At 64.1% G+C, this 21,364-nt stretch carries 20 protein-coding genes and 1 pseudogene; 16 read left to right on the top strand and 5 right to left on the bottom strand.

Translation table 11 applies throughout. From position 1 onward, the window contains the following. Positions 1–129 precede the first annotated feature (129 nt). The 3 genes from I5M_RS28500 (at position 130) to I5M_RS28490 (ending at position 4,161) form a co-directional block, all read left to right on the top strand. Positions 130–1,266 carry a zinc-binding dehydrogenase gene (locus I5M_RS28500; protein ID WP_022724513.1) on the top strand — a complete coding sequence of 379 codons (1,137 nt, stop codon included), beginning with the start codon at positions 130–132 and terminating at the stop codon, positions 1,264–1,266. A 96-nt stretch (positions 1,267–1,362) separates the two neighbouring features. Beyond that, entirely contained in the window at positions 1,363–2,166 is an 804-nt protein-coding gene (locus tag I5M_RS28495) for a hypothetical protein (RefSeq protein ID WP_022724512.1), read from the top strand. Positions 2,167–2,364: 198 nt separating this feature from the next. Further along, positions 2,365–4,161 carry a radical SAM protein gene (locus I5M_RS28490; protein WP_022724511.1) on the top strand — a complete coding sequence of 599 codons (1,797 nt, stop codon included), beginning with the start codon at positions 2,365–2,367 and terminating at the stop codon, positions 4,159–4,161. A gap of 40 nt (positions 4,162–4,201) precedes the next feature. On the opposite strand, the pseudogene I5M_RS30780 reads toward I5M_RS28490, so the two are convergent. Both I5M_RS30780 and I5M_RS28480 read right to left on the bottom strand, forming a co-directional pair. Next, positions 4,202–5,718, bottom strand: a pseudogene (locus tag I5M_RS30780) (DHA2 family efflux MFS transporter permease subunit). Between the two features lie 62 nt (positions 5,719–5,780). Then, entirely contained in the window at positions 5,781–7,040 is a 1,260-nt protein-coding gene (locus tag I5M_RS28480) for an HlyD family secretion protein (protein WP_022724510.1), read from the bottom strand. 164 nt (positions 7,041–7,204) lie between these two features. On the opposite strand from I5M_RS28480, the gene I5M_RS28475 reads away from it, so the two are divergent. Next, positions 7,205–7,924, top strand: coding sequence for a TetR/AcrR family transcriptional regulator (locus tag I5M_RS28475; protein ID WP_022724509.1), 720 nt, complete (start codon positions 7,205–7,207; stop codon positions 7,922–7,924). 31 nt (positions 7,925–7,955) lie between these two features. On the opposite strand, the gene I5M_RS28470 is transcribed toward I5M_RS28475, so the two are convergent. Then, positions 7,956–8,570: a LysE family translocator gene (locus I5M_RS28470; RefSeq protein ID WP_022724508.1), complete on the bottom strand. Its 615-nt coding sequence runs from the start codon at positions 8,568–8,570 to the stop codon at positions 7,956–7,958. Between the two features lie 97 nt (positions 8,571–8,667). Here I5M_RS28470 and I5M_RS28465 point away from each other — a divergent pair, with 97 nt between their 5' ends. From I5M_RS28465 to I5M_RS28415, 11 genes are all read left to right on the top strand, one after another. Then, positions 8,668–9,813 carry a CaiB/BaiF CoA-transferase family protein gene (locus tag I5M_RS28465; RefSeq protein ID WP_022724507.1) on the top strand — a complete coding sequence of 382 codons (1,146 nt, stop codon included), beginning with the start codon at positions 8,668–8,670 and terminating at the stop codon, positions 9,811–9,813. A 122-nt stretch (positions 9,814–9,935) separates the two neighbouring features. Further along, complete coding sequence (locus I5M_RS28460) at positions 9,936–10,493, top strand: NADPH-dependent FMN reductase (RefSeq protein ID WP_022724506.1); 558 nt, start codon at positions 9,936–9,938, stop codon at positions 10,491–10,493. Between the two features lie 171 nt (positions 10,494–10,664). Continuing rightward, a complete protein-coding gene (locus tag I5M_RS28455; RefSeq protein WP_022724505.1) occupies positions 10,665–10,982 on the top strand; it encodes a septum formation initiator family protein in 318 nt (105 codons plus the stop codon). A gap of 183 nt (positions 10,983–11,165) precedes the next feature. Next, positions 11,166–12,191: a pyruvate dehydrogenase (acetyl-transferring) E1 component subunit alpha gene (pdhA, locus tag I5M_RS28450; RefSeq protein ID WP_022724504.1), complete on the top strand. Its 1,026-nt coding sequence runs from the start codon at positions 11,166–11,168 to the stop codon at positions 12,189–12,191. Positions 12,192–12,260: 69 nt separating this feature from the next. Further along, positions 12,261–13,670 (top strand): pyruvate dehydrogenase complex E1 component subunit beta, encoded by a 1,410-nt coding sequence (locus I5M_RS28445; RefSeq protein WP_022724503.1) that lies wholly within the window; start codon positions 12,261–12,263, stop codon positions 13,668–13,670. 5 nt (positions 13,671–13,675) lie between these two features. Beyond that, a complete protein-coding gene (locus I5M_RS28440; protein WP_022724502.1) occupies positions 13,676–13,972 on the top strand; it encodes a DUF5076 domain-containing protein in 297 nt (98 codons plus the stop codon). 12 nt (positions 13,973–13,984) lie between these two features. Continuing rightward, positions 13,985–15,394, top strand: a complete 1,410-nt coding sequence (locus I5M_RS28435; RefSeq protein ID WP_022724501.1) for a pyruvate dehydrogenase complex dihydrolipoamide acetyltransferase — start codon at positions 13,985–13,987, stop codon at positions 15,392–15,394. Between the two features lie 66 nt (positions 15,395–15,460). Continuing rightward, positions 15,461–15,883: an endonuclease domain-containing protein gene (locus I5M_RS31705; RefSeq protein ID WP_083909707.1), complete on the top strand. Its 423-nt coding sequence runs from the start codon at positions 15,461–15,463 to the stop codon at positions 15,881–15,883. A 2-nt stretch (positions 15,884–15,885) separates the two neighbouring features. Beyond that, entirely contained in the window at positions 15,886–17,307 is a 1,422-nt protein-coding gene (gene lpdA, locus I5M_RS28425; protein ID WP_022724499.1) for a dihydrolipoyl dehydrogenase, read from the top strand. A gap of 221 nt (positions 17,308–17,528) precedes the next feature. Beyond that, entirely contained in the window at positions 17,529–17,993 is a 465-nt protein-coding gene (locus I5M_RS28420; protein WP_022724498.1) for a hypothetical protein, read from the top strand. Then, positions 17,980–18,795 (top strand): tetratricopeptide repeat protein, encoded by an 816-nt coding sequence (locus I5M_RS28415; protein ID WP_031337930.1) that lies wholly within the window; start codon positions 17,980–17,982, stop codon positions 18,793–18,795. The genes I5M_RS28420 and I5M_RS28415 overlap by 14 nt, the downstream gene beginning before the upstream one ends. A gap of 202 nt (positions 18,796–18,997) precedes the next feature. On the opposite strand, the gene xth is transcribed toward I5M_RS28415, so the two are convergent. Further along, positions 18,998–19,789 (bottom strand): exodeoxyribonuclease III, encoded by a 792-nt coding sequence (xth, locus tag I5M_RS28410; RefSeq protein ID WP_022724496.1) that lies wholly within the window; start codon positions 19,787–19,789, stop codon positions 18,998–19,000. Between the two features lie 102 nt (positions 19,790–19,891). Beyond that, a complete protein-coding gene (erpA, locus tag I5M_RS28405; protein ID WP_022724495.1) occupies positions 19,892–20,224 on the bottom strand; it encodes an iron-sulfur cluster insertion protein ErpA in 333 nt (110 codons plus the stop codon). A 114-nt stretch (positions 20,225–20,338) separates the two neighbouring features. Between erpA and I5M_RS28400 the strand changes: the two genes are divergently transcribed. Then, positions 20,339–21,364: deoxyguanosinetriphosphate triphosphohydrolase (locus I5M_RS28400; RefSeq protein ID WP_083909710.1), on the top strand; the 1,026-nt coding region annotated here is incomplete at its 3' end.

Below are 21,364 nucleotides of genomic sequence, written 5' to 3'. Positions count from 1 at the left end.
CTCAGTGCACTAAGCTGGATTGCTTCGTCGCTTCGCGCCTCTCAATGACGAAGAGGTCATCGCCTCGCCCTTGAACCCTGCGCCCGGCTGCATCATGGTGCGGCCGCAACAACGGGCAGGGAGAGAGACGTGGCCGAAGCCATCACCGGATTGCAATTGCGCTCGCTGATCAAGGCGAGCGGCGAACTCGAAGTGGCGCTGGTGCCGGTTGAGATTCCGGAGCCGGGCCCCGACGAGGTCGTGGTCCGGGTCGAGGCGACGCCGATCAATCCGTCCGATCTCGGTCTGCTGTTCGGCGCCGCCGACATGTCGACGGCGCGCCAGACCGGCACGCCCGATGCGCCGGTGATCACCGCCAAGGTGCCTGAGGCGGCGATGAAAGCCATGGCCGGACGGCTGGATCAGCCGATGCCGGTCGGCAATGAGGGCGCCGGCACCGTCATCAAGGCAGGCAGTTCGGAGGCTGCTCAGGCGCTGCAGGGCAAGCTCGTCGCCGTCCTCGGCGGCGCCATGTATGCCCAATATCGCGTCATCAACGTCAATTTCTGTATGCCGTTGCCGGACGGCGCGACCGCCGCCGATGGTGCGTCCTCTTTCGTCAATCCGCTGACCGCGCTCGGCATGACCGAGACCATGCGCCGCGAGGGCCACACCGCGCTGGTGCACACCGCAGCGGCGTCCAATCTCGGGCAGATGCTCAACCGCATCTGCATCAAGGACGGCGTCGCGCTGGTCAACATCGTGCGCAGTGAAGGGCAGGCGCGGCTGCTGCGCGATATCGGGGCCGAGCACATTGTGGACTCGACCTCGCCGGATTTCATGTCGGAGCTCACCAAGGCGCTGGAGATCACCGGCGCAACGCTGGCATTCGATGCCATCGGCGGCGGCCGGCTCGCCGGCCAGATCCTGAGCTGTATGGAGGCGGCGATCATCCGCAAATCCAAGGGCGCCTACAGCCGCTACGGCTCGGATGTGCCCAAGCAGGTCTATATCTACGGCGGTCTCGACCTGCGTCCGACCGAGATCGTGCGCAACTTCGGCATGACCTGGGGCGTCGGCGGATGGTTGCTGATGCCTTTCCTGCAGAAGATCGGCCCGGAGGCGGGCGCCAAATTGCGCGCCCGCGTCGCCGCCGAGCTCAAGACCACGTTCGCGAGCTCCTACACCCGGGTGGTGTCGCTCAAGGAAGCGCTCTCGCTCGAATCCATCGCCACCTACAACAAGCGGGCCACCGGCGAGAAATTTCTGATCGATCCGTCGCGCTGAGCCGTCCGCAAAGTCGCCGTGGTTGAGGTCTTAGGATAAGGTGCGCGACGCGACTGCGTCGCATAACGTTTTTCGAATCAACCGTGGAGATGGGTCATGGACCAGATGGTGGCGATGCGTGCCTCGGAACTTGGGCTCACCACGGAGGCGCTGATTCAGCACATCGTCGCGGCGATCGACCGGGCGAGGGTGGAACCCAAACCATTCTATCATCTAGAGTTCGACGGCATCTTCCCTGACGAGGTCTACGCCAAGATGCTCGAGGCATTGCCGAACAGCCGCGACTACCGGCCGATGCACGGCCGCAGCAAAGGCAATGATCTCGCCGACGGCACCCATACGCGCGTCAAGATCGATCTGTTTCCGGAATACATCCGTCATCTACCGACCGGGAAGCGGGCGATCTGGCGTGTCGTCGGTGCGGCACTGTGTTCCGAGCCGGTAAAGGATGCTTTTCGCCGCAAGCTGGCGCCCGCGTTGGAAAAACGGTTCGGTGCAGGCTTTCAATCTGTCGGGATGTTTCCGATCCCAATTCTGACGCGGGACATTCCCGGCTATAAAATCACCCCGCATACCGACACCCATTGGAAGGGCATCACCGTTCAGCTGTATCTGCCGCGCGACGAAGCCAACACCGATATCGGCACCATCTTCCACGACGTGCTGCCGGACGGTTCGATGCCGAAAGCCCGACAGATGCGGTTTGCGCCCAATTCCGGGTATGCTTTCGCGGTCGGGAACGATACTTGGCACTCGGCGGATCCGGTGCACGACCGCGTCGAAACGCGCGACAGCATCCTGTTGACCTACTTCGTCGACCAGGGACCGTTGAAGGTGCTGCGTAATCGCGGCAAGCGCGTTGGTAATTTCCTACTCAACGAAATCAGGTCGCGGCGCTGAACGACCGCCGGCGCGGACCTCGCGAACGGACTGTGTTCCCAGCACTAACAATTCTCATGAACTAATTCGGCCTCACCGTCGGGCGGTGAGGCCGCACTCACTTGCGAAACTTGGTTTGACAGGTTGCGGAAAGGCGGTGATGCTCAGCGCCGCTATTTTGGTTCAATTCCGGCCAGAATTTTGCATTGGAAAGTGACAATGAACCCCACTTCGGCTCGCCGTCGCTTCTGTCTGGTGCTGGTCAAACCCTCCCATTACGATGATGACGGCTACGTCATCCAATGGCTGCGCTCGCCGATCCCGTCGAACTCACTTGCGGCGCTGTATGGCATCGCCCAGGACTGCGCCGACCGGAAGGTGCTCGGGCCTGACGTCGATCTCGAAATCCACGCCTTCGATGAGACCAACACGCGGATCAGGCCGGAGCGTCTCGCCGCGCTGATCGAAGAGGCCGGCGCCGGCATGGTGATGATGGTCGGCGTGCAATCCAATCAGTTCCCGCGCGCGCTCGATCTGGCACGGCCGCTGCGTGCGCGCGGCCTCGCTGTCGCGATCGGCGGTTTCCATGTCTCGGGCGTGCTGTCGATGCTCGGCGGTGTCGATAAGGACCTCGACGTCGCGCGGCAGATGGGCCTGTCGCTGTTCGCCGGCGAGGCCGAGGGGCGGCTCGACGATGTGCTGCAGGACGCTGCCGCCGGCCAGCTAAAGCCGCTCTACAACTACATGAACGATCTGCCGTCGATCGAGGGCGCGCCGATCCCGCTGCTCGCTGCCGAGCGCGTCCGGCGGACCGCCGGCAACGTCACAACCTTGGATGCCGGGCGCGGCTGTCCGTATCAGTGCTCGTTTTGCACCATCATCAACGTGCAAGGCCGCAAGTCGCGGCGCCGCTCGCCGGACGATGTCGAACACATCGTCCGCACCAACTACGCCCAGGGGCTGCGCAGCTTCTTCATCACCGACGACAATTTCGCCCGCAACAAGGATTGGGAGCTGATCCTCGACCGGCTGATCTATCTGCGGGAAGTCGAGAAGCTCAACATCGGCTTCATCATTCAGGTCGACACGCTGTGCCACAAGGAGCCGCGCTTCATCGAGAAGTGCGCGCGCGCCGGCGTGCGCCGCGTCTTCATCGGTCTGGAGAACATCAGCCCGGACAATCTCGCCGGCGCCAAGAAGAAGCAGAACAAGATCACCGAATACCGCGCCATGCTACTGGCCTGGAAGGCGGCGCGGGTGATCACTTACGCCGGCTACATCCTTGGCTTCCCCAACGACACGCCCGAGAAGATCCTGCGCGACATCGATGTCATCAAGCGCGAGCTGCCGGTCGATCTGTTGGAGTTCTTCTATCTGACGCCGTTGCCGGGCTCGGAGGATCACCTCAAGCTGGTGCGCGCCGGCGCGACTCTCGACCCGGACCTCAACAAATACGACCTCAATCACATCTGCACGCCGCATCCGAAGATGAGCGATGCGGAATGGAACGGCGTCTACAAGGCGGCGTGGCAGCACTACTACACGACCGAGCACATCACCACGATCCTGAAGCGCGTCGCCGCCAGCGGCGGCAACGCCTCGAACGCGCTGTTCCTGATCACCTGGTTCAAGGGCTCGATCGACTTCGAGAAAATCCATCCGCTCGAAGCCGGCTTCCTGCGGCTGAAATTCCGCCGCGACCGTCGCCCGACAATGCCGCGCGAGAGCGTCTTTGCATTCTATCCGCGCTACTGGACCAGCACCGTCAGCAAGCTGTTGAAGCTCGGCATGCTCTATCTGCAGCTACGCAAGATCTATTTGCAGATCAAGCGCGACCCCAACAAACACCTCTACACCGACATGGCGATGAGCGCCTGGGCCGACGACAGCGACGCGCACGATCTGTTCGACACCGACGACGCGCGCGCCTACGTCGGCGAGCAGAAGCGGCTGCAGGCTGTCACCGCGGGCCGCCGTTCGTCCGAGCCGTTGGCCGCGACCGGGACGGGCGGGTAGCGCCGTCGGCGTCGACGGCGGAGCGGTCGGCGCGTGCTGCTCAATGACCCATTGGGGCCGGTCCGCCGAGCTTGACGGTTCGCAATGTCAGCGCAAGTGGAACGGCTGCCAGCGAAATGATCATCAGCGCCCAGAACGCATCCATATAGGACATCAGCGAAGCCTGGTTCTGTACCTGCTGTCCGATCCATTGGATCGCCTGCTGATGCGCCTGGGCCAATGAGTTTCCCTGGGCGGCAAACACGTTCGTCAGCTGTTGGAGCGCCGTTTGGTATTGCATGCTGGACGGCGTTACCATCTCGGCCAACCGGCTTTGGTGAAATTGTTCGCGATGCGACAGCACGTTCGACACCAGCGAAACGCCGATCGAGCCACCGGTGTTGCGCGCCGCGTTGATGAGCGCTGACGCCTGGTCGGTTTTGTCGGATGGGATGCCGTCGTACGACGCCGTCATGATCGGGATGAAGATCAGCGGCAGGCCGACGCCGAGGAGCATGCGGCTACGCGCCATGAACCAGAAGCCGAGGTCGCCATACACGTTCGTCATGTCGTACATGGCGAATGCGATGACGAGCGCGCCAGCGATGATCAGATATTTTGGCTGCACCTTGGCTGCGATGCGGCCGACGACGATCATCATGAACATCGTGACGATGCCGCCGGGCGACAGGACGAGACCCGCCCAGGTCGCTGTGTAGCCGAAGTCCTGCTGAACTAATTGCGGAAGAAACTGGGTCGTCGCGAGAAGGATCGCGCCGGTTGCCGTCATCACCAGAAAGCAAGCGCCGAACTGCCGTTTCGCCACCATGCGCACGTCGATCATTGGATTGCGACGTGTCATTTCCCAAGGGATCATCAACACGAACGCCGATCCGCAGATGATCGCGAAGGTGATGATGAACGGGGAGGCGAACCAGTCGTCTTCCAGGCCGCGATCGAGCAACACCTCGAGCGCGCCGAGGAAGGTCGCGACCAGGGCGAAGCCGATGACGTCGAACCGGATTTTGGCTCCTCCTTGTCCGGCTTCCGCGGCTCGTGCAGCACCGCAGAGATCAGGGCGATGGCGAACAGGCCGACCGGGGCGTTGATCAGGAAGCACCAGTGCCAGGACAGATTGTCGGACAGCCAGCCGCCGAGCGTCGGTCCGACCACGGGCGCGACCACGACGGCGATGCCGAAAACCGCAAACGCCTGGCCGCGCTTGGCGGGCGGGAACGCGTCCGCGAGAATCGACTGCGCCACCGGCACCATGCCGCCGCCGCCGAGACCCTGCAGGATGCGAAACACCAGCAGCGCGTTCAGGCTGGTGGCGAAGCCGCACAGCACCGAGCTCACGGTGAAGATGCCGAGACAGATCAGAAAGAACGTCTTGCGGCCGAGCATTTTGGCGAGAAAGCTCGACGCAGTCAGAATGATCGCGTTTGATACCAGATAAGTCGTGACGACCCAGGAGGCTTCATCCGAGCTGACACCCAGGCCTCCGCCGATATAGGGCAGCGCCACGTTCGCGATAGTGGTGTCGAGCACTTCCATGAAGCTCGCGAGCGCAACCACCATGGCGATCAGCCAGGGATTGGCGGTCGTTGCGCTCGTCGCCAAGCCGGCTTCGGCGTCGCTGCTCACAGCAGCCGCTCCAAGCGTTCGACGAGCGACGAGGCCGGATTGACCCGTACGGTCGGTACCACGGACATGCCAGGTCCCAGAGCGACGTCGGCCGGCGGGTTCTCGATCACGATCTTGACCGGCACGCGCTGCACGATCTTCACGTAGTTGCCGGTCGCATTTTGTGCCGGCAACAGCGAGAACGCCGTGCCGGAGCCGGGTTGCACACTCTCGACGTGACCCACGATGGTCCGTCCTGGGTAAGCGTCGATCTTGAGCTTGACCTTCTCGCCTGGCCGCATCCGGTCGAGCTGAATCTCCTTGAAGTTTGCCGTGACCCAGATCTCGTCCGGTACGACGATGGCCAAGTTTGTCCCGGCTTGCGCGAACTGACCGACCGCGGCCGACAGGCCGACGACGCGGCCGGGCTGCGCAGCGGTGACGGTCGTGTAGGAGAGATTGAGCGCGGCTTGGTCGCGTTGCGCCTCGGCTTGTGCGAGATTTGCGACGGCGCTCTTGCGCTGTGCCTTGAGTGCCTCGATCTGCCGGCGTGCGAGGTTGAGCGTGGCTTCAGCGCTGAGCTTTGCGGCCTGCTGCTGATGGAGTTGGGATGTGTACTGCTCCGAATTCTGCACGGTGCCGTATCCGGTGCTCTCCAGATGCTGATAGCGCTGCGCCTGTTGCTGGGCGAACACCAGCGCTGCCTGCGCCTGATCGAGCTGCCCTTGGTTTGCAGTTATCTGGGCCTGCTGCACATCGAGCTGGGCATCGACGTTCTCGATGTTGGCCTGTGCCGCTGCGACCTGCGCATCGGCCTGGGCGAGGGCGGCGCGGTAGTCGCGATCGTCGAGGCGTGCGATCACGTCACCCGCGACGACGTGCTGGTTGTCGGTGACCGGAACGGACGTGATGTATCCCGAGACTTTCGACGCCAGAGGGAATTGCCGGGCCGCGATGAAGGCGTCGTCGGTCTCCTCGAAATGATTGGCGTAGTCTTCGTAGAGGTAGCCGCCGCCGACTGCAGCGAGCAACGCGGCAGCGAGCAGGATGGCCTTGGGGCGGCGGTAGAGCGGCGTTCGTTCGACCGGGCTACTGGCTACGTGCGAGGAAGGCCTTTCGTGCGAGGTGCCATCCTTCGCCGTTGGATCGTCCTGTGCGGGAACCCGCGCGGTGACCTTTGATTCGTCGGAAGAGCTTGCTGATGATTGCGCGGCCGGCACCGAGCCTTCGTTGCCGCTGCGGCCTTGCTTGAGCTCGACGACCTTCTGCTCCGACATAACGTGCTCCAGAAACGTCTAGAAACAAAACGGTACCGTACCGTTTTTGTGATGTAGCGGTAGCGAAGTCTGGCGTCAATCGGAACGATACAGTATCGTTCTATTTACAAGCAGATGTGATGGCTATAGTGTCGAGGCATCCTTTGCTGGCCCCGGACCCAACCATGATTGACGATACCCAGAACGCTGCGGAGCTTCGCCGGCCGCGATCCAAGTCGGGTGCCGGCCGCGGCGGACGGCCTTCGAAAGAACAGGCTGGGGAGGTTGATGGTCGCATCCTGGACGCGGCCCGTCAGGTGTTTCTGCGGCGGGGGTTCGAGGGCGCGAGCATCGACGAGATTGCCGAGGCGGCCCGCTCAGGCAAGCAAACAATCTATTCCCGCTTCCGTGATAAGCGCGCGTTGTTCACCGAAGTGGTGACGCGGGACATTCTCGCCCGCATCGCGGAGTTCAAGGCCGAGACGCCGGTCGGCTCCACATTGGAGGAGCGGCTCAGCAGTGCCACGGCCACATTGCTGCGTTGGAGTTTCGACGCTGATCGCATCGCATTGATGCGGCTCGCCATCGCGGAAGCGAATCGCTTTCCCGATCTGGCCGCTCGGGTCAGCCGCACGGCGCGCGACCTTTCCACCAAGCTCGGTGCAGATCTGCTGCGCCGTTCGATCGGTGCCGACGAACTCGCCTCCATGCCGGCATTTGCACCGGAACGCCTAGTCATGACCGCGCGGTTTTTCCTCGACGTCCTTGTCGTGCCGATGATGTTCAGGGCGCTGTTCCAGGTGGACCTCAAGTATCTCGAGCCGGAAATAGACCGGCACATCGAGGCAGGCGTGACGTTCTTCCTTGCGGCCTGCCGCAACGACGAGACACGTGGATCGATCTAAATCTCCAGCCGATTTCGGCTGAAACGCCGCCTTACCGCTGCGCGAACGCCAGCTTCGCACCCAGCGCCACGAATGCGGCCGCGAAGCTGCGGCGCATCCAGGTCAGCACGCGTGGCCTTGTGATGACGTGATCGCGCAGCCAGGCGGCGAACAGGCCGTAGATCGCGAACACCACGAACGTCATCAGCATGAACACCGCGCTGAGCTCGATCATGCGCAACAGCGGATGCGGATCGTCCGCCGAGACGAACTGCGGCAGGAAGGCGAGGAAGAATATCGACAGCTTCGGGTTGAGGATGTTGATCAGGATGCCGGTGATCGTCGTCTGCAGTGCCGACGGAGCGGAGTTGTCTTTCTCGACGCTGAGCGGCCCGCGTTCACCGAGTGTCTGCCACGCCATGTACAACAAGTAAGCGACCCCGAGATACTTGAAGGTTTCGAACGCGACCGCGCTGGCGTGGAGCAGGGCGGCTAGCCCGAGGATTGCCGCCGCCATGTGCGGCACGATGCCGAGCGTCGAGCCGAACGCCGCGATCGTGCTGGCGCGCGGGCCGCGCGAGAGACCGGCGGCGACGGTGTACAGCACCCCGGTGCCCGGTGAGGCGACGACGACCAGGCAGGTGATGAGGAATTCCGGGCTCAGCATGGCAGGTGTTCCGCTGTTGAGATGGACTTGCAATTTTCGTCCCGGCGCGGAAACGTGCCGCGCCAAAATCGACTGGTCAATAAACTTGGAGACGCAGATGGGTGGGCCGCTCGCCGGCATCAAGGTGATCGAGATCGCGCAGGCGATCGCCGGTCCGATGGCCGGGATGATCCTCGGCGATATGGGCGCCGACGTCATCAAGGTCGAGAAGCACGATGGCGGCGACGATGCACGGCATTGGGGACCGCCCTTCGTCGATGGCGACTCGCTGTTCTTCCACGGCTTCAACCGCAACAAGCGGTCGGTGACGCTCGACATCAAGCATCCGGACGACGTCGCCAAGCTGAAGGAGCTGGCGAAGGATGCCGACATCCTGATCCAGAATTTGCGCTCCGGCGTGGTCGCGTCCTGCGGCATCGGGCCGGACGTAATGTGCGCCATCAATCCGCGGTTGATCTATTGTTCGGTGTGGGCGTTCGGCAAAACCGGGCCGCTCAGCCGCGAGCCGGGATTCGATCCGCTGCTGCAGGCCTATGGCGGGGTGATGTCGCTGACTGGTCGCCCCGAAGATCCACCGGCGTTCTGCGCGCCCGCGATCAACGACTGCGCCACGGCACAGTGGTGCGTGATCGGCGCGCTGTCGGCGTTGCAGCAGCGGCACGCTACCGGCAAGGGATGCGTGATCGACACCTCGTTGTTCGATAGCGCGATCGCCTGGGTCGGCACGCAGCTCAACGGCTATCTGTTCTCCGGCGAACCGCCGCCCCGGCACGGCACCGCCAGCGCGACGCTGGCGCCGTATCAGGTGTTCGAGACCGCCGATCGGCCGATCTGCATCGCCGCCGGCAATGATCGGCTGTTCGCCAAATGCGCCGAGGTGCTGGGCCATCCGGAGTGGATCACCGACGCGCGCTTCGCGCGGGTCCGCGACCGCGCCGAACATCGCCCTGAGCTGGTGGCGTTGATGCAACCGGTGCTGACCAGAAAGCCCGCCGGCGAATGGCTGAGCGCGCTCAAAAGCGCCGGCGTGCCGGTAAGCCCGGTCAACGACATCCCCGAGTTGGCTGCGACCGAACAATTCGCCGCGGCCGATATGATCCGCACCATGCCGGGCACCGGGCTCAAAGTCGCCGGCCTGCCGATCATGTTCGACGGCGAGCGGCCGCATCCGATCCTGAACACGCCGAAGCTCGGCGCGCATAACGACGAGGCGCTGAACAGCCGCCCGTCCGCCGCCGAGTAACAGACGGTTCAAGATTTCGTCACCGACCGGCCCGACCAGTTTCATGCATTTGCATGGTGTTGGCCGCTCGGCTAGGTTCCGCGCGCCGGTTCTCTGGTTTCCCTCATTCAGGATATCGACCTATGCCTTCTCCCTACAGCGTCGCCGTCGTCGTCGGCAGCCTGCGTAACAACGGCTTCTCGCTGCGCACGGCGCAAACTCTGGCCAAGCTCGCGCCCGACACCCTCAAGCTCGATATCGTCACGCTGGAGGGCCTGTCTTTCTACAACCAGGATCTCGAGGCCAACGCGCCTTCCGACTGGGTCGCCTTCCGCGACAAGATCAAGGTGGCCGACGCGGTGCTGTTCGTCACCCCGGAGTACAACCGTTCGATTCCCGGCGTGCTCAAGAACGCCATCGACGTCGGCTCGCGTCCGTACGGCAAGAGCGCGTTCGACAAGAAGCCGGCCGGTGTGGTGTCGATCTCGATCGGCGCGGTCGGTGGGTTCGGCGCCAACCATCATCTGCGGCAGTGCCTGACGTTCCTCAACATGCCGACGCTGCAGCAGCCCGAGGCCTATGTGGGCATGATCGGCGACGCGTTCGACGATAAGGGCGACATGGTCAAGGATGCGACCAAGGGCTTTCTCAAGACCTACATCGACGCCTTCGCGACCTTCGTCGCGCAGCAGCACAAGTAAGGCTGGTAAGACGCGTCCCATCCCCGTCATTGCGAGCGAAGCGAAGCAATCCAGCTCCGTGCGCCGAGCTGGATTGCTTCGTCGCTTCGGTCCTCGCAATGACGGGGAGGGGCAATTCGTCCGGCCTGCATCGTTAGCGGCGCGTTAACTGCTGCGCGGCATGGTCGCCGCATGGTCACCCGCTCGCGCCTCAAATCGATCCTGACCGGTATCGCGCTGTATGCGATCGCCGCGGCTGTGATCGGCTATTTCTGGGTCAATGCCTACACCGGGCGTTACGGGCTCGACGCCCAGCAGGAGCTCGATCAGGAGATCATCTCGCTGACCTCCGAACTGCAGCGTCTGAAGAAGGAGCGCGTCGAGGGCGAGCACCGCGTTTCGCTGCTGCGTTCCGACAGCATCGATCCCGACATGCTCGACGAGCGAGTCCGATTCCAGCTCGACTACGTCAATCCCGCCGACCTGGTGCGGATGAACCCGCCGCGTTAGCTCACGCGCGGCCCTGACGCCGCGATAACGTCGCTCATATTCCAAAAACCGTTTCGATCCATGTCGAAAGTTGCGCGTCGTTGCGCTGCGGCATAGCGAATTGCGAAGGCGGTTATGCCGATCCTTTCACCGCGTGATAAGTTACGCTAGAGAGGCTTGAAAGCACCTCGAACCGGGATCGCCATGGCCGCACCGAAAAAGAGCGCCGCGAAAGACACAGAGCAGGTCCACTCCGACAAGCCGCGTGTTGTGGAATTCACCAAGGACGAAGAGCTGCGCGCGCTGCGCGACATGCTGCTGATCCGCCGCTTCGAAGAAAAGGCCGGCCAACTTTACGGCATGGGCGCGATCGGCGGCTTCTGTCATCTCTATATCGGTCAGGAAGCTGTCGTCGTCGGCATGCAGATGGCGCTGCGCGAAGGCGATCAGGTGATCACCGGTTATCGCGATCACGGTCACATGCTGGCCTGCGGCATGGATGCCAATGGCGTGATGGCCGAACTGACCGGACGCCGCGGCGGCTATTCGAAGGGCAAAGGCGGCTCGATGCACATGTTCAGCCGCGAGAAGAGTTTCTTCGGCGGCCACGGCATCGTCGGTGCGCAGGTGTCGCTCGGCACCGGCATCGCCTTCGCCAACCGCTATCGTGACGACGGCCGCGTCAGCATCGCGTATTTCGGCGACGGCGCCTCCAACCAGGGCCAGGTCTACGAGAGCTTCAACATGGCGGAGCTCTGGAAGCTCCCCGTGGTGTACGTCATCGAGAACAATCGCTACGCGATGGGCACGTCGGTGACGCGCTCGTCGGCGCAGACGGATTTCTCCAAGCGCGGCGTGTCGTTCAACATTCCTGGCGAGCAGGTCGACGGCATGGACGTGCGCGCCGTGAAGGCCGCCGCCGATAAGGCCGTGGCGCATTGCCGCGCCGGCAACGGACCCTACATCCTCGAGATGCAGACCTATCGCTATCGCGGCCACTCGATGTCCGATCCGGCGAAGTATCGCACCCGCGAAGAGGTCGACAAGGTCCGCAACGATCAGGATCCGATCGAGCAGGTGCGTCATCGCCTGCTGGCGCAGAAAGTGACCGAGGAAGAACTCAAGGCCATCGACGCCGAGGTTCGCAAGATCGTCAACGAAGCCGCCGATTTCGCCCAGAACGATCCAGAGCCCGCGCCCGCCGAGCTCTACACCGATGTCTATCGCTGATGACGATCGCTGACGCGCTGCCGCATAGGCGGCGCGTGCGCGCGTGATCGAAGCCCCGCCGGAGTCACAATGCCCACTCAAATTCTGATGCCCGCGCTGTCGCCGACCATGGAGAAAGGCAATCTTTCGAAATGGCTGAAGAAGGAAGGCGACAAGGTCAAAAGCGGCGACGTGATCGCGGAGATCGAAACCGACAAGGCGACCATGGAGGTCGAGGCGGCCGATGAAGGCACACTCGGCCAGATCCTGATCCCGGAAGGTACCAACGACGTCGCGGTGAATACGCCAATCGCCACCATCCTCGGCGATGGCGAGAGCGCCTCCGACGGCGTCAAAGCCTCTGACCCTGCCGCCCAGAACAAGGCCGCGCAATCGGCGCCGCCCGCGGCGACCCCCGAAGCCGCCGAGGCTAAATCAGCTCAGGCGCCGGCGCAGCACGCGCCTGAAGCGCCAACGGTCTCGGCCGCCAACGATCCGGAAGTCCCGGCCGGCACCGAGATGGTGAAGCTCACCGTCCGCGAAGCGCTGCGCGATGCCATGGCCGAAGAGATGCGCCGCGACGGCGACGTGCTCGTGATGGGCGAGGAGGTCGCCGAGTATCAGGGCGCCTACAAGGTCACCCAGGGGCTGCTGCAGGAATTCGGTGCGCGCCGCGTGATCGACACGCCGATCACCGAGCACGGCTTCGCCGGCGTCGGCGTCGGCGCGGGTTTCGCTGGCCTCAAGCCGATCGTCGAGTTCATGACTTTCAACTTCGCCATGCAGGCGATCGACCAGATCATCAACTCGGCCGCCAAGACGTTGTACATGTCCGGCGGCCAGCTCGGCTGCTCGATCGTGTTCCGCGGCCCCAACGGCGCCGCCTCGCGTGTCGCCGCCCAGCACAGCCAGGACTACTCGGCCTGGTACTCGCAGATCCCGGGCCTCAAGGTCGTGGCACCGTATTCGGCCGCCGACGCCAAGGGCCTGCTTAAGGCCGCGATCCGCGATCCCAATCCGGTGGTCTTCCTCGAGCACGAGATGCTGTACGGCCAGAGCTTCGAGGTGCCGAAGCTCGACGACTACGTGGTGCCGATCGGCAAGGCCAAGGTCGCGCGCGAGGGCCAGCACGTCACGCTGATCTCGTGGTCGCACGGCATGACCTACACGCTGAAGGCTGCCGAGGAATTGGCCAAGGACGGCATCGAGGCCGAAGTGATCGACCTGCGCACGCTGCGCCCGCTCGACACCGACACCATCATCGCTTCGGTCAAGAAGACCTCGCGGGTGGTGACGGTCGAGGAAGGCTGGCAGCAGAACGGCATCGGTGCAGAGCTCGCCGCCCGCATCATGGAGCACGCCTTCGATTATCTCGATGCGCCGGTCACGCGCGTCTCCGGCAAGGACGTGCCGATGCCGTACGCAGCCAATCTCGAGAAGCTGGCGCTGCCCAGCGTTGCCGAAGTCGTCGAGGCGGCCAAGGCCGTCTGCTACAGGTAGTCGCGATGGCCGGTCCCAAGCAACAGCCACTGCCGCCGGACGTCGAGGGCCGCGAAGACGCCACCGAAATCTTGCGCGCCTTCGTGCTCGACGGCGGGCTGTCGATCGCCTTCATGCGCGCGTTCGAGGAGCCGGAGATGTGGGGGCTGTTGCTCGTCGACATCGCCCGCCACGCCGCACGCGCCTACGCGCGTGAGAGCGAATACACCGAAGACGAAGCGATGGGCCGGATCATCGAAATGTTCGAAGCCGAGATCGCCCGCCCGACCGACACGGGCTCGACCTCCGAGCGGCCTCAGTAAGGTTTTCAACTCATGCCGATCAATATTCTGATGCCTGCTTTGTCGCCTACGATGGAGAAGGGCAATCTCGCCAAGTGGCTGAAGAAGGAAGGCGACAAGGTCAAAAGCGGCGACGTCATCGCCGAGATCGAGACCGACAAGGCGACGATGGAAGTCGAAGCCGTCGACGAAGGCACGATCGCCAAGATCCTGGTGCCCGAGGGCACTCAGGACGTCCCGGTCAACGACGTGATCGCGGTGCTGGCCGGCGAGGGCGAGGACGCCAAGGCGGCCGGGGCAGGGGCTGGCAAGGCCGCTGCCGGCGGTGCCCCCTCACCCCAGCCCTCTCCCCAAAGGGGAGAGGGGGCCGGCCCTGCGGGCGGCAAGGCTGAGGCCACCTCAAGCGCACAGGGCAGTCCAGACCAAAAGCCGGCGCCACAGTCGTCTTCACCTCTCCCCAGCGGGGAGAGGTCGCCGCCGCAGGCGGCGGGTGAGGGGGGCGCGGCGCAAGCGAATGGCCGCGTGTTCGCTTCGCCATTGGCGCGGCGGCTCGCGAAGGATGCCGGCATCGAAATCGGCCGCATCAGCGGCACGGGTCCGCACGGCCGCGTCATTGCCCAGGACGTCGAAAAGGCTAAGGCCGGCGGCGGCCTGAAGGCACCGGCTGCGGCGCCTGCAGCGGGTCCGGCGGTTGCGCCGTCGATGTCCGATCAGCAGATCCGCGCGCTGTATCCGGATGGCAGCTACGAGGTGGTGCCGCACGACGGCATGCGTCGCACCATCGCGCAGCGGCTGACGCAGTCGACCCAGACCATCCCGCATTTCTATCTGACTATCGACTGCAACCTCGACCGGCTGATGCAGGCCCGCGAGGACATCAACGCCGCAGCGCCGAAGGACAAGGACGGCAAGCCGGCCTACAAGCTGTCGGTCAACGACTTCGTCATCAAGGCGATGGCGATTGCGCTGCAGCGAGTTCCCGACGCTAACGTGTCGTGGACCGAGGCCGGCATGCTCAAGCACAAGCATTCCGACATCGGCGTCGCGGTGGCGATGCCGGGAGGCCTGATCACCCCGATCATCCGCAGCGCCGAGACGGCTTCGCTGTCGTCGATCTCCGCGCAGATGAAGGACTTCGCCGCCCGCGCCCGGGCTCGCAAACTGAAGCCCGAAGAGTATCAGGGCGGCACCACCGCGGTGTCCAATCTCGGCATGTACGGCATCAAGGACTTCACCGCGGTCATCAACCCGCCGCACGCCACCATCCTAGCGGTCGGCACTGGCGAGCAGCGGCCGATCGTCATCGACGGCAAGATCGAGATAGCCACCATGATGAGCGTGACGCTGAGCTGCGACCACCGCGCCGTCGATGGCGCGCTCGGCGCGCAACTGATCGGTGCTTTCAAGACGCTGATCGAAAATCCCGTGATGATGATGGTGTGACATCTTTCTTCCCCTCTCCCCTTGTGGGAGAGGGTGCCCGAGCGGAGCGAGGGCGGGTGAGGGGGCATGATTCAGCGTGTACCGAATCAGCAGAGGCAGTTCGCCAAGCAGCTCCGCACCAATGCGACCGATGCAGAACGTGCGCTGTGGAAGCTCCTGAGGTCGCGGCGATTGTCGCACCTCAAGTTTCGTCGGCAAGTGCCGCTCGGGTCATGGATCGTCGATTTCGTCTGTTTCGAGCGGCGCCTGATCGTGGAAGCCGACGGTAGTCAGCACGCCGATAGTGATCACGATGCCATGCGTGATCGTGACCTCCACGATCGCGGCTTTCGCGTCTTGCGTTACTGGAACAACGATATTCTGCTGCGATCCGATGCCGTAATCGAGGCGATCGCCCAAGCCGCGGCGCCGAACCCCTCACCCGTCTGCGCGCCTGACGGCGCGCATCCACCCTCTCCCACAAGGGGAGAGGGGAAGAACAGCGAGTAATCATGACCGACACCTCCTTCGACGTCATCATCATCGGTTCCGGTCCCGGCGGCTACGTGGCGGCGATCCGGGCGGCGCAGCTCGGGTTCAAGACGGCGATCGTCGAGAAGACGCATCTCGGCGGCATCTGCCTGAACTGGGGCTGCATCCCGACCAAGGCGCTGCTGCGCTCGGCCGAGATTTATCACTACATGCAGCACGCCAAGGATTACGGGCTGTCGGCCGACAATATCAGCTACGACCCCAAGGCGGTGGTGAAGCGCTCGCGCGGCGTCGCCAATCAGCTCAACACCGGCGTCGGCTTCCTGATGAAGAAGAACAAGGTCTCGGTGATCTGGGGCCAGGCGACGATCGACGCGCCCGGCAAGATCACCGTCGCCGCCTCCAAGACCGAAGCGCCGAAGGGCGCGCTTCCGCCCGGCAGCTATCAGGCCAAGCACATCATCGTCGCCACGGGCGCCCGGCCGCGGGCGCTGCCGGGGCTCGAGCCGGACAAGAAGCTGATCTGGACCTATTTCGAGGCGATGGTGCCCGAACGCATGCCGAAGTCGCTGCTGGTCGTCGGATCAGGCGCGATCGGCATCGAGTTCGCCTCGTTCTTCCACACCATGGGCTCGAAAGTCACCGTGGTCGAAGTGCTGCCGCAAATCCTCCCGGTCGAGGACGCCGAGATTGCCGGCATGGCCCGCAAGCGCTTCGAGAAGCAGGGCATCCGCATCCTCTCCGGCACCAAGGTCACCAAGCTCGACAAGAAGGCCGACAGCGTCGTCGCCACCATCGACAGCGGCGACGGCAAGCCGATCACCGAGGAATTCGAGCGGGTGATTTCGGCGGTCGGCGTCGTCGGCAATGTCGAGAATCTCGGGCTGGAGAAGCTCGGGGTGAAGCTGGAGCGCGGCCTGATCGCCATCGACGGAGTCGGCAAGACCAACGTTCCGGGCATCTACGCCATCGGCGACATCGCCGGGCCGCCGATGCTGGCGCACAAGGCCGAGCACGAGGGCGTCGTCTGCGTCGAGGCCATCAAGGGCCTGCACCCGCATCCGATCGACAAGCTCAAGATCCCGGGCTGCACCTACTGCAATCCGCAGATCGCCTCCGTCGGCCTCACCGAGGCCGCCGCCAAGGCCAAGGGCTACGACATCCGGGTCGGGCGCTTCCCGTTCATCGCCAACGGCAAGGCGATCGCGCTCGGCGAGGACCAGGGCTTGGTCAAGGTGATCTTCGACAAGAAGACCGGCCAGCTGCTTGGCGCCCATATGATCGGCGCCGAAGTCACCGAACTGATCCAGGGCTACGTCGTGGCGATGAACCTCGAGACCACCGAGGAAGAGCTGATGCACACCGTCTTCCCGCATCCGACGCTGTCGGAAATGATGAAGGAAGCCGTTCTCGACGCCTACGGGCGGGTGCTCAACAACTAACGCTCAGGGCTTTTTCACGCCAAATAGCGTACCAAAAGGTGTCTCTGGAGCAACGTTTGTGACTATTTCGCAACGGTTCCGGAACATTTAACCGTCTAGCCGGCTGGTACTTGCCCGCGCCGCTTTTTAGCCACACCGGTCAATGAGATCATTCCGGGTCGGCTGAAGGCCGTCACGAGAATAGTTTTTCTCGGATCTGTGCGCGGGAAGTACGAGTTCGGATGAACGCCACCCACACCATCGCGACGAGGCTTTCCAGCCGGGCTTGGCCCGCCGCTGCGGCCGCCGCGATTCCGGATGGCGAGGCGCTCGTCCCGGCCGAGGCGAAGCCGGTCCTGAGCCGGAGCGTAGCAGCGTTCATCTTCGAAATGCCACGATCCGCCGCGGTTTCGAAGCGGGCCGGCCGTGATGTTGCCCAACAGCTACCCGATGCTGGCAACATCCGGACGAAAATCTTGCTCGATCATTTCACCATTTTGAACCGGCCCTCGCTTCCGAAAACATCGGAATCGCGCGGTTGGATTGACGGAAATTTGAGCGGCACTGAGCTATTAGGGCGCCCGTCCAACCGGATTGGCCGCGCGACAGATCAGTGCCTGGGAGCTTTTCGGTGGGGTGTCTCGGAGGCCGCGGAGGAAACCGCTGCCGGACCGGGCCGGGCGGGCGAGTGCGATGCGGAAGTTTGAGCGTACCATAGTCGCAGCATTGCTGATCGGCGCCGTCGTGACCCCGGCGGCTGCCTTCGAGGGCACGCCCGTCAGTCCGGAAAACACCGCGATTCCCGTCGCCACCACCCAGCCGGCGACCGCGCCCGCGCTGAAGAAAGCGGTGCCGGCTCAGCCGAGCACGACGTCGCTCACCGCGCTGCAATATGCCGCCGAGGGCGGTCACCCGATCGCGCAGTGGCGGCTCGGCAAGATGTATGCGGACGGGCATGGCGTCGATCAGGACGACCTGCGGGCGTTCGACTACTTCAGCAAGATCGCCAACGCCCACGCCGAAGATAGCCCGTCGGCGCCGCAGGCCGCCGTCGTCGCCAACGCCTTCGTGGCGCTCGGCCGCTATTATCTCGACGGCATCCCGAATTCGAAGATCAAGCGTGACCCGGAGCGGGCGCGCGAGATGTTCTCTTATGCGGCGTCCTATTTCGGCAACGCTGACGCCCAGTATGATCTGGCCCGGCTGTATATCGACGGCGTCGGCATGCCGCGCGACTTCCGCTACGGCGCCCGCTGGCTCGGCCTCGCCGCTCAGAAGGGCCAGCATCAGGCCCAGGCACTGCTCGGACAATTGCTGTTCAACGGCGATCAGCTGCCGCGCCAGGCCGCGCGCGGCCTGATGTGGCTGACGCTGGCGCGCGACGCCGCGACCACCGACGAGACCTGGATCAAGGACAGCTACAACAAGGCCATCGCCAAGGCCTCCGAAGACGACCGCGCCATGGCGCTGCAGATGCTCGAGCACTGGGTGCAGGGGCGGCGGGACTGAGCTGCAGCCGGGCGGCGTCCTCATCACCAGCAATCCATCCTATCAACCAGCACGACGTCATCCTGAGGCGCTCGGCGCGCAGCGGCGAGCCTCGAAGGATGGGCCGCAAGGATGGCCGGCGCTGGCCTCGCAGCGGCCGTCGCCCTTCGAGGGCGCTACGCGCCACCTCAGGGTGACGGCGCTCATTGCCTGGAGCTGAGCCCTAAGCCGCTTCCAAGTCGAAGTCCGCCCACACCGGGACGTGGTCGGATGGCTTTTCCCAATTGCGCACGTAGCTGTCGATGCCGACGTGGCGCAACCGGTCGGCGGCCTGCGGTGATAGCAGCAGATGGTCGATGCGCAGGCCCCAGTTCTTCTGCCAGGCGCCGGCCTGATAGTCCCAGAACGTGTATTGGCCGGGCTCGTCCGTTGTGGCGCGCAGCGCATCGGTGAGTCCGAGCGATAGCAGCGCCTGGAAACTGTCTCGGGTCTCGCGCCGGAAAAGGGCGTCCTCGGTCCAGGCGGCGGGATTGTGGACGTCGCCGGGGGCGGGGATGACGTTGAAGTCGCCGGCGAGGATCAGCGGCTCCTCGGTCTTCAGGTTCTCTTTCGTGTAGTGAAGAAGCCGCGACATCCAGTTCAGCTTATAGGGATATTTCTCGCTGCCGACCGGGTTGCCATTGGGCAGATACAGGCAGGCGACGCGGACCACGCCGCGCTTCAGCGACACCACACCTTCAAGGAAACGGGCATGGGTGTCGGTGTCGTCGCCGGCAAGGCCCGGCTTGGCTTCCTCCAGCGGATGCTTCGACAACAGCGCGACGCCGTTGAAGGTCTTCTGGCCGTGGGTGACGACGTTGTAGCCCAGCGCTTCGATCGCCTCGCGCGGAAACGCATCATCGACGCACTTGATTTCCTGCAGGCAGACGACGTCGGGCTGGCACTCCTTCAGCCACGTGACGAGGAGATCGAGCCGCTGACGGACCGAATTGACGTTCCAGGTGGCGATGCGCATGGGGATTCCGGCTGAGGTTCGACGACCAGTCTAGGACGATCCGGGCCTACCCGCCAAATCCCCCGATGCGACGGATGCAATGAAGCCGCTCGCGCCGAGTCGTTAGATCGAAAAGCTCGTCCCGCAGCCGCAGGACGCGGTGGCGTTCGGGTTGTTGACCCGGAACGACGCGCCGATCAAATCGTCGACGAAGTCGACTTCGGAGCCGGCAAGGAACGGCACCGAGGCCGAGTCGACCAGCACCACTGCGCCGTCCTTGGAGATCACCAGGTCGTCGTCGGTCTTGGCGCGATCGACGTCGAATTTGTACTGGAAGCCCGAGCAGCCGCCGCCCTCGACGCTGATGCGCAGCATCGCGCCCTGGCCTTCGCCCTTGAGGATTTCGCCGATCCGCTTCGCGGCTCGCGAACTGATCGTGACGTTGGTGTCGGTCATCTTGCTGCTCCGTGCCCCGGCGGGTTCAAGGCCCGCGGCGTCATTGGATTTACACGCCGACAATAGTTAAGTGCATTGCACCGCAGAATCAAACCGCACAGGAGTTCATCGCGCGTGTCGGTCGGAATGGCAGCTCCTCGCGCGCCCTATGGCTGCGACCCGGCGCAGAGCCGCGGGCGGCGATTTGCCGAACCGCCGAGCAGCAACCGCAGCGCGTTCCGCCGCGACTGCGACCGGGTGATCCATTCCAACGCGTTCCGCCGGCTGAAGCACAAGACCCAGGTCTTCGTGTTTCACGAGGGCGATCACTACCGCACGCGGCTGACCCATAGTCTGGAAGTGGCGCAGATCGCCCGGGCCATCGCCCGCCAGCTCGGTCTCGACGAAGATCTCACCGAAACACTGGCGTTGGCGCACGACCTCGGCCACCCGCCGTTCGGCCATGCCGGGGAACGGGCGCTCGATGCCTGTCTGCGCGACCACGGCGGCTTTGACCACAATGCCCAGACGCTGCGCGTGCTGACCGCGCTGGAGCATCGCTATCCGGAGTTCGACGGGCTCAATCTGACCTGGGAAACGCTGGAGGGCGTGGTCAAGCACAACGGCCCGCTGACCGATCGCGCTGGCGCCCCGCTGCCGCGCTACGCCGAACGCGGCGTGCCGCCAGGCATTGCCGAATTCAACGAGCGTCTCGATCTCGAACTGTGGAGCTTCGCCTCGCTCGAGGCGCAGGTCGCGGCGATCGCCGACGATATTGCCTACGACGCCCACGATATCGACGATGGCTTGCGAGCTGGGCTGTTCCGGGTCGACGACCTGCGCGCCGTGCCGCTCGCCGCCGATATCATTGGCGAGATTGACCGTCGGTATCCGGTTCTGGTCGAGAGCCGGCGCGGTGCCGAGCTTGTCCGTGAGCTGATTTCGCGTCTGATCCGCGCGGTGACTGAAGAGACAGTGCGGCGTCTGGCCGAGGCCGCGCCGCGGTCGCCGGACGAGGTTCGCACCGCCGCCGCGACGATCGTGGCGTTCCCGCCGGAAATCGCCGCCGCGGAGGCCGAGATCAAGGCCTTCCTGTGGAGTCATATGTACCGCGCCGAGCGGGTCATGGCGGTGATGCGCGATGCCGAGGCGATCGTGGCG

This window comes from Rhodopseudomonas sp. B29, from assembly GCF_000333455.1.
Taxonomy (GTDB): Bacteria; Pseudomonadota; Alphaproteobacteria; order Rhizobiales; family Xanthobacteraceae; genus Rhodopseudomonas.
This window is presented reverse-complemented; position numbering and strand designations above follow the sequence as displayed.

Bases quoted from the DNA above. Each gene is read 5' to 3' on its own strand.
- I5M_RS28495 (WP_022724512.1), top strand. From the start codon at position 1,363: ATGGACCAGATGGTGGCGATGCGTGCCTCGGAACTTGGGCTCACCACG.
- I5M_RS28490 (WP_022724511.1), top strand. From the start codon at position 2,365: ATGAACCCCACTTCGGCTCGCCGTCGCTTCTGTCTGGTGCTGGTCAAA.
- I5M_RS28480 (WP_022724510.1), bottom strand. From the start codon at position 7,040: ATGTCGGAGCAGAAGGTCGTCGAGCTCAAGCAAGGCCGCAGCGGCAAC.
- I5M_RS28475 (WP_022724509.1), top strand. From the start codon at position 7,205: ATGATTGACGATACCCAGAACGCTGCGGAGCTTCGCCGGCCGCGATCC.
- I5M_RS28470 (WP_022724508.1), bottom strand. From the start codon at position 8,570: ATGCTGAGCCCGGAATTCCTCATCACCTGCCTGGTCGTCGTCGCCTCA.
- I5M_RS28465 (WP_022724507.1), top strand. From the start codon at position 8,668: ATGGGTGGGCCGCTCGCCGGCATCAAGGTGATCGAGATCGCGCAGGCG.
- I5M_RS28460 (WP_022724506.1), top strand. From the start codon at position 9,936: ATGCCTTCTCCCTACAGCGTCGCCGTCGTCGTCGGCAGCCTGCGTAAC.
- I5M_RS28455 (WP_022724505.1), top strand. From the start codon at position 10,665: ATGGTCACCCGCTCGCGCCTCAAATCGATCCTGACCGGTATCGCGCTG.
- pdhA (WP_022724504.1), top strand. From the start codon at position 11,166: ATGGCCGCACCGAAAAAGAGCGCCGCGAAAGACACAGAGCAGGTCCAC.
- I5M_RS28445 (WP_022724503.1), top strand. From the start codon at position 12,261: ATGCCCACTCAAATTCTGATGCCCGCGCTGTCGCCGACCATGGAGAAA.
- I5M_RS28440 (WP_022724502.1), top strand. From the start codon at position 13,676: ATGGCCGGTCCCAAGCAACAGCCACTGCCGCCGGACGTCGAGGGCCGC.
- I5M_RS28435 (WP_022724501.1), top strand. From the start codon at position 13,985: ATGCCGATCAATATTCTGATGCCTGCTTTGTCGCCTACGATGGAGAAG.
- I5M_RS31705 (WP_083909707.1), top strand. From the start codon at position 15,461: ATGATTCAGCGTGTACCGAATCAGCAGAGGCAGTTCGCCAAGCAGCTC.
- lpdA (WP_022724499.1), top strand. From the start codon at position 15,886: ATGACCGACACCTCCTTCGACGTCATCATCATCGGTTCCGGTCCCGGC.
- I5M_RS28420 (WP_022724498.1), top strand. From the start codon at position 17,529: ATGAACGCCACCCACACCATCGCGACGAGGCTTTCCAGCCGGGCTTGG.
- I5M_RS28415 (WP_031337930.1), top strand. From the start codon at position 17,980: ATGCGGAAGTTTGAGCGTACCATAGTCGCAGCATTGCTGATCGGCGCC.
- xth (WP_022724496.1), bottom strand. From the start codon at position 19,789: ATGCGCATCGCCACCTGGAACGTCAATTCGGTCCGTCAGCGGCTCGAT.
- erpA (WP_022724495.1), bottom strand. From the start codon at position 20,224: ATGACCGACACCAACGTCACGATCAGTTCGCGAGCCGCGAAGCGGATC.